The sequence below is a fragment of the Aeromonas sp. 602200 genome, assembly GCF_049173895.1.
Classification (GTDB): domain Bacteria; phylum Pseudomonadota; class Gammaproteobacteria; order Enterobacterales; family Aeromonadaceae; genus Aeromonas; species Aeromonas veronii_A.
On sequence record NZ_JAAKSL010000018.1, the window covers coordinates 71,320 to 85,396 of the forward strand.

Consider the following 14,077-nt stretch of genomic DNA (forward strand, 5'->3'; position numbering starts at 1 on the left):
ACCCTCATAAGGATAAGTTGAAAGTTTTTGGCCGCACCGCGTCCAACGCATCCGCCTACACAACCCAATCTGCGATAGGATTTATTCATGAGTAAGCTGGTTCTTGTTCTTAACTGTGGCAGCTCTTCCCTGAAGTTTGCCGTCATTGACGCAACCACCGGTGATGACCTGCTGTCCGGCCTGGCCGAGTGCTTCAACCTCGACGATGCCCGCATCAAGTGGAAACTGAATGGCGAGAAAGGCAGTGCCGATCTGGGCGCGGGTGCCGCTCACCAGGAAGCGCTGGACTTCATCGTCAACAAGATCCTGCCGCTCAATCCGGAACTGTCCAAGAACCTGATCGCCATCGGTCACCGTGTTGTTCACGGTGGCGAGCGCTTCACCTCTTCCGTTGTCATCTGCGAAGACGTGATTGCCGGCATCGAAGCCGCCGTTCCGTACGCACCGCTGCACAACCCGGCTCACCTGATCGGTATCCGTGAAGCTCGCCGCGTATTCCCGGCGCTGGCTGACAAGAACGTGGCCGTATTCGATACCGCGTTCCACCAGACCATGCCGGAAGAAGCCTTCCTGTACGCCCTGCCGTACAAGCTCTACAAAGAGAACGGCATCCGTCGCTACGGCGCTCACGGCACCAGCCACTACTACATCAGCCTGGAAGCTGCCAAGCAGCTGAACAAGCCGGTTGAAGAGCTGAACATCATCAACTGCCACCTGGGCAACGGCGGTTCCGTCTGCGCCATCAAGAACGGCAAATCCGTTGATACCTCCATGGGCCTGACCCCGCTGGAAGGTCTGGTGATGGGTACCCGTTCCGGTGATCTGGACCCGGCTATCATCTTCTTCCTGCACGACAAGCTGGGCATGAGCGTGGCCGATATCAACACCATGCTGACCAAAGAGTCCGGCCTGCAGGGTCTGACTGAAGTGACCTCCGACTGTCGTTTCGTCGAAGACAACTACGACAGCAAAGAAGAAGCCAAGCGTGCTATGGACGTTTACTGCTATCGCCTGGCCAAGTACATCGGCGCCTACGCTGCCGCCATGGACGGTCGTCTGGACGCCGTTGTTTTCACCGGTGGTATCGGTGAAAACTCCGCCCCGATCCGTGAAATCACCCTGAACAAGCTGGGTCTGCTGGGCTTTGACGTCGATCACGACGCCAACCTGAAGGCTCGTTTCGGCAAGGGTGGCGAGATCACCAAGGCTGGTTCTACCAAGGCCCTGGTTATCCCGACCAACGAAGAGTGGGTTATCGCCCACGACGCGCTGGAACTGGTCGGCGCTTAATTGACGCAGTAACTCGAGGCCGCCCACAGGGCGGCCTTTTCCTGATCCCAAAAAATGAACAAGGGGTATAAAGTGGCACGCACTATTATGCTTATCCCGGTCGGCACTGGTGTCGGCGTAACTTCCGTGAGTCTGGGCGTTGTTCGCGCCATGGAGCGTCACGGTGTCAATGTCAGCTTCTTCAAACCGGTTGCCCAGCCGCGTCCGGGTGAAACCGGTGCCGAGCGCTCAACCGCCGTTATCCGCGCTGCTGCCAACATCAATCCGCCCGAGCCCTTCACCCTCTCCTACGCCGAGAACATGATCAGCTCCAGCAACACCGACATCCTGCTGGAAGAGATCGTTGCCCGCTTCGAAGAGCACGTGAAATCCAGTGGTGCCGAAGTGCTGGTTGTCGAAGGTATGGTGCCGACCGACAAGCAGCCCTTTGCCAACAAGCTGAACTACGACGTCGCCAAGGCGCTGGACGCTGACATGGTATTCGTGACCCACCCGGGCCATGACTCCAGCCAGAAGCTGAAAGAGCGCATTGAGCTGGCCTGCTCCAACTTCGGTGGTGTCAACAACCCCCGCATCGTTGGCTGCGTGATCAACAAGGTTGGCGCGCCGGTTGACGAGCATGGCGTAACCCGCCCTGACCTGACCGAGATGTTCGAAGCCCATCACCACGCTTCCGATGCTGCCCACAACCTGGAAGTGCTGCAAGTGTTCGGCAAGAGCCCGCTGCGCATCCTGGGTTGCATCCCCTGGAACACCCAGCTGATCGCCCCGCGCGCCAAGGATCTCGCCAAGCATCTGGCCGCCAAGATCCTGCACAAGGGTGAGCTGGACAGCCGTCGCCTGCAGACCGTGACCTTCTGCGCCCGCTCCATCCACAACATGGTCGAGCACTTCCGTCCGGGCAGCCTGCTGGTGACCTCCGGCGACCGCTCCGACGTCATCGTCTCCGCCTGCCTCTCCGCCATGAACGGCGTCAAGCTGGGCGCCCTGCTGCTGACCGGTAACTATCATCCGGAGCCGCAGGTCATGGCGCTGTGCCAACAGGCCATGGCCACCGGCCTGCCGATCATGATGACCGGCACCAACACCTGGCAGACCGCCGTCAGCCTGCAGAACTTCAACGTCGATATTCCGGAAGATGACCGCGAGCGTATCGAGCTGGTACAGGACTACGTCGCTGGCCACATCGACAAGCACTGGATCGAGTCGCTGACCGTCAGCTCTACCCGTTCCCGTCGCCTGAGCCCGCCGGCGTTCCGTTATCAGCTGACCGAGCTGGCCCGTCAGGCCAACAAGCGTGTCGTGCTGCCGGAAGGCGACGAGCCGCGCACCATCAAGGCTGCCGCCATCTGTGCCGAGCGTGGCATTGCCCGTCCGGTACTGCTGGGTAACCCGGAAGAGATCCGTCGCGTTGCCGAACAGCAGGGTGTAGTTCTGACCGATCGCGTCGAGATCATCGATCCGGCCGTTGTGCGCGAGCGCTATGTGCCGCGTCTGGTCGAGCTGCGCAAGAACAAGGGCATGACCGAAGTGGTTGCCCGCGAGCAGCTAGAAGACAACGTGGTACTGGGTACCATGATGCTGGAGCGCAATGAAGTTGACGGCCTGGTATCCGGCGCGGTGCACACCACTGCTAACACCATCCGTCCGCCGATGCAGATCATCAAGACCGCTCCGGGCTCTTCCCTGATCTCCTCCATCTTCTTCATGCTGCTGCCTGACCAGGTGCTGGTCTACGGTGACTGCGCGATCAACCCGGATCCGACTGCCGAGCAGCTGGCCGAGATCGCCATCCAGTCCGCCGACTCTGCTGCCGCGTTCGGTATCGAGCCGCGCGTCGCCATGATCTCCTACTCTACCGGTACCTCTGGCGCCGGTGCCGATGTAGAGAAAGTGCGTGAAGCGACCGAGCTGGCCAAGGCCAAGCGCCCCGACCTCATCATCGACGGCCCGCTGCAGTACGACGCGGCCATCATGGAGAACGTGGCCAAGTCCAAGGCACCGAACTCACCGGTTGCTGGTAAAGCTACCGTGTTCGTCTTCCCTGACCTGAACACTGGTAACACCACTTACAAAGCGGTACAGCGTTCCGCTGACCTGGTCTCCATCGGCCCGATGCTGCAAGGCATGCGCAAGCCGGTCAACGACCTCTCCCGTGGCGCCCTGGTGGACGACATCGTCTACACCATCGCCCTGACCGGTATCCAGGCAGCTCAGGCTGACGAACAAGCTTAATCAGCATCCGCCTGAAAAAACCGATCACAAAGGCTGCTCACCCAAGGTGAGCAGCTTTTTTTATTGGTACTCTTTTGCCAACCAGAGAAAAACTCCACCAATCTGGCGTGTAACAGAATAATGCTATCCGTTCTATCGGAGTTCGGAGCTGACAGAACACTAGGAAACCAGCGTGACGCCCGATCGAAACAGAGTTTAAAAGACATGCAATATCATATGGTTGGTAATAGATAACGGCGCAGGCTGACTGCTTATAGCAAATTTTCAGTCATTGGGAGGAGGAACAAGCCTGTCAATAATTGCAGTGAAAAAGACCCACTCGATACGCTATTCATCAATGTGCCACTCGGCAATATCCACATCATGGAGGAATGGAAATGCTGATGAAGAAGCTCTCTGCAGTGATGTTGCTGGCCTGCTTGCCCCTGTTGAACCAACCCGTGCTGGCGGCCGATAAAACCGTTCCCAAACAGACAACTGCGGCGCCCGCAGCTGTTGAGAGCGGGAAGGTAAATATCAATACCGCCACCCTTGCCGAACTCACCAGCCTGAAAGGGATTGGTGACAAGAAGGCACAAGCCATCGTCGACTATCGGGAAAAACAGGGAAAGTTCACCTCGGTCGATCAGCTGGCAGATGTCAATGGCATTGGCCCGGCCACGCTGGAAGCCAACCGTGACATGATCATCGTCAAATAACGTCCGAGCTCTGCATATACGAATGGGGTAGCCTGTGGCTGCCCCATTTTTCTTGGAGTATCATGGCCGCACTTTAATCCCGCTGGATAGTTTTCCATGAAAAAGACTCCTCTGACAGTTCGCAAGGCCGTGCTCCCGGTAGCCGGTCTGGGTACCCGTATGCTGCCAGCCACCAAGGCCATCCCGAAAGAGATGCTGCCGGTGGTCGACAAACCGCTGATCCAGTACGTAGTGCGCGAAGCCATCGCCGCCGGTATCAAAGAGATCGTGCTGGTCACCCACTCGAGCAAGAACTCCATCGAAAACCACTTCGACAAGAGTTTCGAGCTGGAAGCGACCCTCGAGAAGCGAGTCAAGCGTCAGCTGCTGGAAGAGGTGCAACAGATCTGCCCGAAAGACGTCACCATTATGCACGTCCGCCAAGGGGAGGCCAAAGGGCTGGGCCACGCTGTCCTCTGTGCCCGCCCGCTGATCGGTGACAACCCGTTTGCCGTGCTGCTGCCTGATGTGCTGATTGATGAAGTGGCCAGCGACCCGAAAAAAGACAACCTGGCCGAGATGGTGCATATGTTCGAAGAGAACCAGATCAGCCAGATCATGGTGGAAGCGGTTCCGGATAGCGAAGTGGACAAGTACGGCATCGCCGACATCAAGGGCGAGGCCCTGAGCGAGGGGATGTCCCTGCCGATGCAGGCCATTGTCGAGAAGCCACCCCGTGACGAAGCCCCCTCCAATCTGGCGGTGGTGGGTCGTTATGTCCTCTCCTCCAATATCTGGCCGCTGCTGGAGAAAACCCCGGCCGGTGCCGGTGACGAGATCCAGCTGACTGACGCCATCGCCATGCTGATGGAGCAGGAGCAAGTCAACGCCTACTTCATGAAGGGCAAGAGCCACGATTGCGGCAGCAAGCTCGGTTACATGAAAGCCAATGTGGAATATGGTGTGCGCCATCACGAGCTAAATGGTGAATTCATCGGCTGGCTGAAGCAGTTCGTCAAGCAGTTGTAATCGCTGATAAATCTGTTTTTTATAGACGTATTTAAGGGGCATCAAATGATGCTCCCTTTTCATTTTTGCAACAAAAAATCAATCAAGAGTAAATAAACTCTCAGCAAATCATAATGTTGTAATTTATTCACACATGCTCTATAAGGATTGAGGCGTGTTTCTCGCCCTTGCATAAAAAACTCAAAAAAATATAAAACACAGGTGGAAGTTCCAATGAATAACCCGTCAAAAGGGACCTTTTTAGGTCACCCTAAAGGGCTTTTTTTGCTCTTTAGTACCGAACTGTGGGAGAGATTCTCCTATTACGGCATGCGTGCCGTGCTGGTGCTCTATTTGACCGACCTGACTGCCAACGGCGGTCTGGGCTGGAGTCAGGCAGATGCCCTCAAACTCTACGGTATCTATACCGGTCTGGTTTATATCACTCCGCTGATCGGCGGCTGGCTGGCTGACACCTTCCTGGGTCAACGTCGCGCCATCCTGATCGGTGCCGTGCTGATGGCCGCAGGTCAGTTCACTCTGGCACTGCCCCACGCCATGTTCCCGGATATGGTCAACACCATGTTCTACGCGGGCCTCGCGTTGCTGATCGTGGGTAACGGCCTGTTCAAACCGAACATCTCCACCATGGTGGGTGACCTCTATGAAGAGGGCGATCATCGCCGTGATGGTGCTTTCACCATCTTCTACATGGGTATCAACCTGGGTTCCCTGCTGGCAGGCGTGATCTGTGGTGCTGCCGCTACGGCCTACGGCTGGCAAGCCGCCTTCGTCGGCGCCGGTATCGGTATGCTGCTCTCTCTGGTGATCCAGGCCACCATGGCCCAGCGTTTCCTGGGTGACATCGGTCGCGTCACTGCCGCCCAGCGCGCAGCCGCCCTGCGTACTACCGAACAGAAAGCACCGCTGACCAAGCAGGAAGTGGATCGCATCAAGGTTATTCTGGTACTGGGTCTGTTCACCATCATCTTCTGGGCCGGTTTCGAGCAGGCCGGTGGTCTGATGAACCTCTACACCCAGGAGTATACCGACCGCATGATCGGCAGCTTCGAAGTGCCGACCGCCTGGTTCCAGTCCCTGAACCCCTTCTTCATTATCACCCTGGCACCGGTCGTTGCGGCCATCTGGATCAAGCTCGGCAAGAAAGAGCCGAACTCTCCGGTGAAATTCGCCATGGGTCTGCTGTTCCTGGCTATCGGCTTCCTGTTCATGGTTGGTGCCGTGCTGCAGCAAGGTGGTGACAACACCGTCAAGACCTCCATGTTCTGGCTGGTTGGCGCATACCTGTTCCACACCCTGGGCGAGCTCTGCCTCTCCCCGATCGGCCTCTCCATGGTGACCAAGCTGGCTCCGCTGCGTCTGGCTTCCCTGATGATGGGCGCCTGGTTTGGCTTCGTTGCCCTGGCCAACTACGCTGCGGGCTTTATCGGCTCCTTCGTGGGTGAAGCCGGTCCGATCGCCATCTTCGGTGGCATCGCCCTGGCGGCGGTACTGAGCGCCCTGATCCTGCTGACCATGGCCAACCGCCTGGTTTACTGGATGCACGGTGCCGAAGGCCCGGCCAAAGAGCCGCAAGCTCAAGAGAAGAAACTGCACTCCGCCACCGTCTAAACGGTCAGGATTGTAAACAACAAACAGGGCGCCCATCGGCGCCCTGTTTGTTTTAGCCTGTTTATCAGGCGGCATCAGTGATGACGAACCTGCACATCCAGCGAGCCGCCGCTGTCGCTGCGAAACTGCAGGGCGAACGGCTCATGCCAGCTGCGTTTGTGCAGAGCGTAGTGGCTGCTGCGCATCAGACCAAGGGGTAGGCCGCCGGAGCGCATCAGCCAGTGGGGAGAGGTGAGCCCTGCGTTGGCAAACACCAGCCCATCATGCTGATCAAACAGCAGCGCCGCCATGGCAAAAGAGTGGCGAAGCCCGGACGCCATCAACTGATGGTTGAGGTAGTCGAGCAGCCGGTGCGGCTGGCTCAGCAACCGGCTCTCGTTCTGCTGAAACTGGCGGTAGGGGACGTTCATCAAGGATCGCACCAGTGCCCCACAAAATGCCGCATCCGTCCCCATGATCGGCAGCTCCATCACCAGCACCAGCAGCTTGTCTTCCACCTTGAAGGTATCTGGAATAAACAGCTGCCCCAGCCCCTTGAACGTGACCTGCCAGGGGCCCCATTCCTGCAAGCCCGGCGGCTTGAGCCCCGCCAGCAGGCGGCTGGCCGCCTTGTCGTGGGCACTGAAATAGTCGAGGTGCCCCATCAGTTCCAGTTGCTGCGCCCGGTTGGCGCTGCCGTTGAGACACAGTTCGATACTGCGCTCGACCAGTGCGTAATCCTCGAGGGGTTTGAGCAGATAGTCCCGCGCACCGGCACGCAAGGCGCTGGCGACCGCCTCCATGGTGCTCTGGGCCGAAATGACGATAACCGGAATATGGGGATAGCGCGCAGAGAGGCAGGCGATCACCTCGTGGCCATCCATATTGGGCATATTGAGATCGCAGAGCACCACATCGGGATGGTAGAGGGCCGCCGCCGATAGCCCCTCAATACCATCTTCGGCCTGAAAGACCGTTGCCCCGTCCCGCGCGAGGTAACTCACTAACGAATGGCGAAAAACTGCTTCGTCTTCCACCACCAGGATCCGCAGTCCGGGTTTTGGCATGTTGACAAAAACCTTATGAGTCAATTGTTTATTTAAGTAATAAGACTAGTCTAAATCAGCAGAAATGCCGCGTGCCTTGCGTCACAAATAGCCGGATTGGCTAATCTGCATACCAAAATAGTGCAAGCTGCTGGATTATCGACACAATCCCGCTCTCCCTGCTCAACGCTCCGCGGTACGCTCAATTTTCACCACCCGACCATGCAGGGCACTCACTTGCAGTGTGACGAATTGTGCAGGAGAGCACCATAGGGGATAATGCCCCCCACTCCAGCTCGTGAAGAAGACCATGACCCCAGCCGAATACAGCGCCCTTGCCCACCCCAGATTGTCCCATCCGGCTCGCAGCCTCTATACCCTGCAGCTGCGCCGACTGGTGCTGGAAAATCAGGCGGCCCGGCTCAACTATCCCGAGCTGGGTCGGGCACTGGCAGTGGTCGATCCGGGTGATCCCTGCGGCTTCTCGTTTCAGGTCAATGCCCGTCAGCTCACCGAGCTGTTCGATGAACTGATGGAGGCGGGCCTGCTGCAGGTCGAGGCTCAGCCCGAGAGTGAGCACTACCATCAGTGCCCGTTCCAATTGCCACTGCTGACCCAGAAATTGCGCAGCCCGCTGCCGGAGCGCCCCTTCCAGATGCATCTGCAATGGCGACCGGACGAGGAGCTGCCCGCCCTCGCCCGTCTGTGCGGGGTGATCGATGCCAGCTATAGCGAAGAAGATCTGGGGGAGTTTATCGCCTACTGGCTGGGGCGCCCCGAGGTGTTCGACTCCCAGCATCAATGGATGCTCAAGTTCATTCGCGCCCTCAAGACCCGCCGCTATACCCGTCGCAAGCCGATGGAGGTGCAGGGCTACCAGCAGGTGACGCCGGCCCCGGCAGAGGCGGGCCCCAGCAAACGGGCCCAACAGATGATTGAAGAGGCAAAGCGGCTGGCAGAGAGCCAGCAGATGCCTGCCCAGACACCGGATAATGATTGATACCATCTGCCTGCTGCAGGCAGAATCAGACCCCTGTCCCATCCCTGATCAAGCAGAAGGAGCATTCCATGACTGACCCGCAAGATCCCCTGCGCCAGGAGCTGGAAGAGATCGAAGCCAAGCGCCAGAAGATCGCCAAGGCCAAGCAGGACCACCGTGTTCACGACCCGGAATTGAGCCGTCATGTAGGTGGCCTGCTGGAACGCATTCGTCGCCTGCAACAAGAGACCGGTGGCGGCCAGTATGACTACGAGACCCTGCGCAAGGAGTACGACGCCAAGGCCAACGCCGAGGTGCGCGAGCTGCAGAAGGCGGCCCGTCAGGAGCGGATCCAGAAGCTGATCGCCCAGGCCGACCTCAACCCTGACTGGGTGTTCGACAAGATGGATGCCGGTGACCCGGCGCTGCAATACCCCATCGAAACAGCCCGTTACTTTATCAGCGGCTTCGAGCACTGGGAGAAGAGCGGTGGCGGCTGCATGCTGATCTACGGCGACTACGGCACCGGCAAGTCAACGCTGGCGGGAGCGGTGGCGCATGAGCTGATCGCCCGTCACCAGAAATCGGTGATCTTCCAGCAGTGGGCCTCCATCGTCGATCGGCTGTTCTTCAACGTCATCCCCGACCAGGATGAGCGCAACCAGTACCGCCGCGCACTGGAAGAGGTGGATCTGCTGATCATCGACGAGGTATCGGCCAACCGCGCCAAAATGGCGGAAAGCCAGTCCAGCTTCCTCGGCCACCTGCTGCGCCGCCGTCGCAACCTGTCAAAGAGCGTCATCATCATCACCAACCACACGCCCCAGAGCCTGCATCAGGCGATCGGTGATTTCAGCTATGAGGCGATCAAGGCATTCAATCCGGTGGATATCCACCTGAGCGGCCCAAGCCGTCGCCCCAGCATCGGCAACTACAGCGGCTGATGCCTCTCAAAGAGTGCGAGTCGCTGGCGGCTCGCACTCTCTCCTCCCTGCTAGCTCACAAATAGAAACAACTCTCATTTACAGCAAGCGAACAAGCCACTAGGCTAGCCCCTTTTGCCAAGGGAGCTCATCTATGCCAACCACACTGATTTTCGGAGCCAGCCGCGGGCTGGGCCGCGCCTTTACTCACCACGCCCTGAGCCAGGGTCACCGGGTCGTTGCGCTGGTGCGCAGCCCCGAGATGGCCATGGAACTGAGTGCACTGGGAGTTGAGGTGATCGAGGGGGATGCGCTGGATCCGGCTGCGGTGCAGCAGGCATGTGTCCGTGCAGGGCAAGATGCACAGGTCGTCTCTACCCTCGGCAGCTTCCGTCAGACGGCGCCGGTGGACTATCAGGGCAACCGACATGTGATCGATGCCATGGAGCAGGCAGGCCTGAAACGGCTGCTGCTGGTCACCTCCCTCGGCTGTGGCGACAGCTGGCAGTATCTGCCGGAGCGGGCACGCGCCGCCTTCGGTCACGAGGTGCGTCTCAAGAGTCTGGCGGAGAGCTGGCTGCAGACCAGCTCCCTTGCATGGACCATTCTGCGCCCTGCGGGCCTGCAGGATGGCGACGCCACCAGCCGTGCCGAACTGAGTCAGGGCAAGGAGGTACACGGACTGGTGCGCCGCGCCGATGTGGCCGCCCAAGGGCTGCGCCTGCTGGCGGATGAGACGGCGGTGGGGCAGATCTACGCCATCGGGGATCCCACACTCCAGCGTGGCTAAAGCAGCAGTAAACCGCTTAACCCCACCACATAACAAAACGGTCAGCCCAAGGGCTGACCGTTTTCGCTTTACCGCACACGCTATCTCACGGGCACTTGCCCTATCCCGCTTAACCGGCGGTCGTCTCACTCTGCACGATCGGCTGGCTGGCCACCGGCAATGACTGCTGCCGCCAACGCAGCAGCAGGCAGGCCAGCGCGCCGTAGAGCAGCGCCAGACCCCATAGTTGCCACCAGTAACGGGAAACCTGCGCAAAGTCGGCCCCCATCTGGTTGAGCCGCAGAAAACCCTCGATGGCGGGGATAGTGGGCACCCACTGAGCCAGCCAGTTGAGGGGGGCCGGGATCAGCTCCAGCGGCCAGATAAAGCCCGCCAGAAAGACCAGCGGCAGGGAGGAGAGGAGCACCACCTGAGTGGGCAGATCGCGCCGGGTAAAGATCGCCCCCAACACAATCCCGAACCAGCAGGTCGCCAGCAGGAACGGCAGAGCGAACAACCACAGCTCCAGCGGATCGGCATGACGGGCGATGTTGTAGTGATCGAAGCAGAAGCCCAGGAAGTAGCTCACCGGCAGCAGGAACAGCCCCGCCAGCACCAGGGTTCTGGCCAGCAGCAGCGGCAATACAGGCGCGCTTTGCCAGTAACCGTGCTCGCCGCGACAGCTGCGCTGGTTCTGGGTCGCCCCCAGGATCCCCGCCCCCATCAGCAACACCTGATGGAGGATCAGCACGAACACCGCCGGCACCACGTAATTCACATAGCCCATGGTTGGGTTGAACACCGGCACCACGTTGAGGGCCACCGCATTCCAGCCCATGGCCGCTTGTGGCAGCGCCTCGCCATGGCTCAACAGCCGCGCCACCTTCACCTGCGCGGCGAGAGTGCCACCGGCCTGCGCCAGTCCTTCGGCAATGGTGCCGTAGACCAGAAAGTAGGAGGCATCACCGGCATAGCTCAGGGTGACGCTCTTGCCCAGCATCAGATCACGATAGAAGTGGTTGGGGATGTGCAGGATGCCGCTCGCATCCCCGGCCATCATCAGCTGGCGCGCCTCGGCCAGCGAATTGGCTCGCGCCACCAGCTTTACCTGCGGCGTGGCATCGGCCATAAACTCCAGCTGACGGGACAACTGACTGCCATCGTCGTTGACCACCACCACCGCCTCTTCCCGCGGCAGCTGATGCAGATAGGGCTGGGGATAGAGAAACGAGTAGAAGATCACCCCGCCAAACAGGGTCAGCATGATGGCGCGATCCGCCAGCAGGGTGCGCAGCTCTAGGCGCAACAGATCGACAAATCCCAACATCACTCAGGCTCCTTTTCGGCGACCGCCACTGCGGCTGATTGACGGGCCAGCTCGGCCTGCTGCTTGTAACGTCGTACCACCAGCAGCAGGGGGAGCAGGAACAGCAGCAGCGCCCCCAGTTGCGGCAGCGCCGATGAGAGGGGCAGACCGTAGTTGCTCTGACCAATCTGCAGCTCCACATAGTGAGAGACCGGCAACAGGCTGCGCCAGAAGCGGGCGAAATCTCCCATGGCACTCACCGGAAAGGTGACCCCCATAAAGGCGAAACCGGGCGCAGTGTAAGCCCCCGCTAACGACAGGGCGCGGGCCGGATCCCGAATGATGCCGTAAAAGAAGGCCCCCATGGTGACGCAGGCGGCCGAGGCGAGCCCCAGCCCCACCAGCAATACCAGCCAGCTACCGTGCATGGGGTATGAGAATCCCTTGAACAGCAGCAGCGTCCAGACAATCCCCCAGCCCCAGCCAATCAGCACGTGGGGCAGCAGGGTGCGCCAGAGACCAAACCAGACACCGCGCGTGGTCCAGTCCAGCCCCAGCCGATCGGTACGGGCCAGCGCATTGAGGCCGAACAGCACCACCAGGATCTGCCATACGGCTGGCAGAATGGCACTCAACAGAAATTGGGCGTAGCTGGAGTTGAGGTTATAGAGCGCCGTTACCTGAGTGCTGATGGGCACCGACTGCCCGAGTGCGCCGGGCAGCGCCTTGCCATCGGCCATCGCCTCCAGCACGCCGACCTGACCGTTAAGGGTACCTACCACCTGCGCCAGCGCCGAGTTGACCAGCTTGGCGATCAGGATGAACTGGCCGTTGTTGAACACCGTCACCTGCGGCTGGGTGCCCTGACGGGCATCCCGCTCCAGATGGTTGGGGATCACCACCAGCGCATAGATGTCGCCACCGCGCAGGGCGTGGGCACCGGCATCGATGGAGTCAAACTGTTGCGCCACCTTGAGCCCGGCCGAGCCATCCAGCGAGAAGGCGAGCTGGCGCGAGAGCACGCTGTGGTCGAGATCCACCAGCCCTACCTTGAGGTCGCGGGCCAACCCTGCCGAGAAGATCCAGCAGAGGATCCCCATCAGCAGCAGCGGCACCCAGCTCATCAGGGCACGACTGAACGGATCCTGCCACAGCAGCCGAAATTCACGTCCCATCAGAGTTCAACCAGCACACTCATGCCAACCCGCAGCCCCTCAACCGGTTGCAGCGGGCGAGCCTCCACCTGGAAGCTCTTCATATCGAAACCCTGACGGGTATCGGTGGCGCGCCAGGTGGCGAAATCACCCATCACGGCCACATGAGTCACCTTGAAGCGCACCATCTGATCGCCAAGGCCCGGGATGCGGGCATCGAACTCGGTACCGACCGGGAAGCGGGGCAGCAGATCCTCGCGAACGTGGAACTGGGCCCAGGCATCGCTCATGTCGAGCAGGGTCACCACCGGGAAGCCTTGCGGCGCCAGCTCGCCGCTGCGCAGCAGCACCTGACTTACCTCGCCTGAGTGGGGGCTGACGATGCGGGTATCGGCCAGATAAGCCTCAACCTCGGCCACGGAACCCGCCGCCATTTTGGCCTTCTCGCGAGCGGCGATCTTGGTCTCTTCCCGCGCCCCTTCCAACGCCATCTGGTACTGCTGCCATGCCATCCCTTCGCTATAGCGGGCGGCTTGCCAGGCGGTCCAGGCCTCATCACGTTTTTGCAGCGGCATCACGCCGTCACGGTGCAGGCTGGCAACCCGCTCATAGGTCTTGCCGCGCAAGGCGGCTGCCGCCTTGGCTTTTTGCCACTGATCCTTGGCAGCGGCGATCTGCTGGGCTCGCGCCCCCTTCTCCGCCTCCTGCGCCAGCGCTCCCGCCGCCGCTTCACCGGCCTTGGCCTGGCTCAGCTTGGCCTCAATCTCGGGGCTCGCCAGGGTAAAGACCAGTTGATCCTTGGTCAGCTGATCACCCTTTTTCACCAGCACCTCGTCGATGCGCCCCGGCACCTTGGAGGAGACCGAATACTGCTGCGCTTCAATCTGCCCTTGCAGATGCACCGGCTCCGGCTGATAGGCGAGCCAGAAACGCCAGCCGAGCCAGACCACCAGGATCACCAGCGCCAATGGCAACAACAGCGGTTTACCCTGGCTCATCTTCTTTTTGATGGGGGGATGGCTCATCACTTCACCTCGACAAACGGGCGACCCTTGGCGGTCGAAACAGAGATAGAAAAA

12 protein-coding genes are annotated in these 14,077 nt (G+C 59.9%); 8 read left to right on the forward strand and 4 right to left on the reverse strand.

The features are described 5' to 3' along the window. The first annotated feature begins 87 nt into the window (after positions 1–87). From G5221_RS18360 to G5221_RS18380, 5 genes are all read left to right on the forward strand, one after another. The gene (locus G5221_RS18360) at positions 88–1,290 is read left to right on the forward strand and encodes an acetate kinase (RefSeq protein WP_005349210.1); all 1,203 of its coding nucleotides are present in this window, start codon (positions 88–90) and stop codon (positions 1,288–1,290) included. 54 nt (positions 1,291–1,344) lie between these two features. Further along, positions 1,345–3,525: a phosphate acetyltransferase gene (pta, locus tag G5221_RS18365; protein WP_005339119.1), complete on the forward strand. Its 2,181-nt coding sequence runs from the start codon at positions 1,345–1,347 to the stop codon at positions 3,523–3,525. A 377-nt stretch (positions 3,526–3,902) separates the two neighbouring features. Then, positions 3,903–4,223 carry a ComEA family DNA-binding protein gene (locus G5221_RS18370; protein ID WP_216952910.1) on the forward strand — a complete coding sequence of 107 codons (321 nt, stop codon included), beginning with the start codon at positions 3,903–3,905 and terminating at the stop codon, positions 4,221–4,223. Positions 4,224–4,319: 96 nt separating this feature from the next. After that, the gene (gene galU, locus G5221_RS18375) at positions 4,320–5,231 is read left to right on the forward strand and encodes a UTP--glucose-1-phosphate uridylyltransferase GalU (RefSeq protein WP_266135443.1); all 912 of its coding nucleotides are present in this window, start codon (positions 4,320–4,322) and stop codon (positions 5,229–5,231) included. A gap of 213 nt (positions 5,232–5,444) precedes the next feature. After that, positions 5,445–6,842 carry a peptide MFS transporter gene (locus G5221_RS18380; RefSeq protein ID WP_047436211.1) on the forward strand — a complete coding sequence of 466 codons (1,398 nt, stop codon included), beginning with the start codon at positions 5,445–5,447 and terminating at the stop codon, positions 6,840–6,842. A 74-nt stretch (positions 6,843–6,916) separates the two neighbouring features. Here G5221_RS18380 and G5221_RS18385 read toward each other — a convergent pair whose 3' ends face one another. Continuing rightward, positions 6,917–7,888 (reverse strand): response regulator, encoded by a 972-nt coding sequence (locus G5221_RS18385; RefSeq protein ID WP_266135444.1) that lies wholly within the window; start codon positions 7,886–7,888, stop codon positions 6,917–6,919. Between the two features lie 289 nt (positions 7,889–8,177). Here G5221_RS18385 and G5221_RS18390 point away from each other — a divergent pair, with 289 nt between their 5' ends. The 3 genes from G5221_RS18390 to G5221_RS18400 all read left to right on the forward strand — a co-directional run bounded on the left by G5221_RS18390 (position 8,178) and on the right by G5221_RS18400 (position 10,559). Then, positions 8,178–8,867 carry a DnaT-like ssDNA-binding domain-containing protein gene (locus G5221_RS18390; protein ID WP_421252551.1) on the forward strand — a complete coding sequence of 230 codons (690 nt, stop codon included), beginning with the start codon at positions 8,178–8,180 and terminating at the stop codon, positions 8,865–8,867. Positions 8,868–8,935: 68 nt separating this feature from the next. Beyond that, positions 8,936–9,790 (forward strand): DnaA ATPase domain-containing protein, encoded by an 855-nt coding sequence (locus G5221_RS18395; protein ID WP_021231966.1) that lies wholly within the window; start codon positions 8,936–8,938, stop codon positions 9,788–9,790. Between the two features lie 133 nt (positions 9,791–9,923). Then, positions 9,924–10,559: an NAD(P)-dependent oxidoreductase gene (locus tag G5221_RS18400; RefSeq protein ID WP_266135446.1), complete on the forward strand. Its 636-nt coding sequence runs from the start codon at positions 9,924–9,926 to the stop codon at positions 10,557–10,559. Positions 10,560–10,668: 109 nt separating this feature from the next. Here G5221_RS18400 and G5221_RS18405 read toward each other — a convergent pair whose 3' ends face one another. From G5221_RS18405 to G5221_RS18415, 3 genes are read right to left on the reverse strand one after another with little or no spacing between them, the layout of a single operon-like run. Next, on the reverse strand, positions 10,669–11,865 hold the full coding sequence (locus G5221_RS18405) for an ABC transporter permease (RefSeq protein WP_266135447.1): 1,197 nt from the start codon (positions 11,863–11,865) through the stop codon (positions 10,669–10,671). Then, entirely contained in the window at positions 11,865–13,019 is a 1,155-nt protein-coding gene (locus G5221_RS18410; protein WP_266135448.1) for an ABC transporter permease, read from the reverse strand. The genes G5221_RS18405 and G5221_RS18410 overlap by 1 nt, the downstream gene beginning before the upstream one ends. Next, the gene (locus G5221_RS18415) at positions 13,019–14,023 is read right to left on the reverse strand and encodes an HlyD family secretion protein (RefSeq protein ID WP_080764873.1); all 1,005 of its coding nucleotides are present in this window, start codon (positions 14,021–14,023) and stop codon (positions 13,019–13,021) included. The genes G5221_RS18410 and G5221_RS18415 overlap by 1 nt, the downstream gene beginning before the upstream one ends. Between the last annotated feature and the right edge of the window lie 54 nt (positions 14,024–14,077).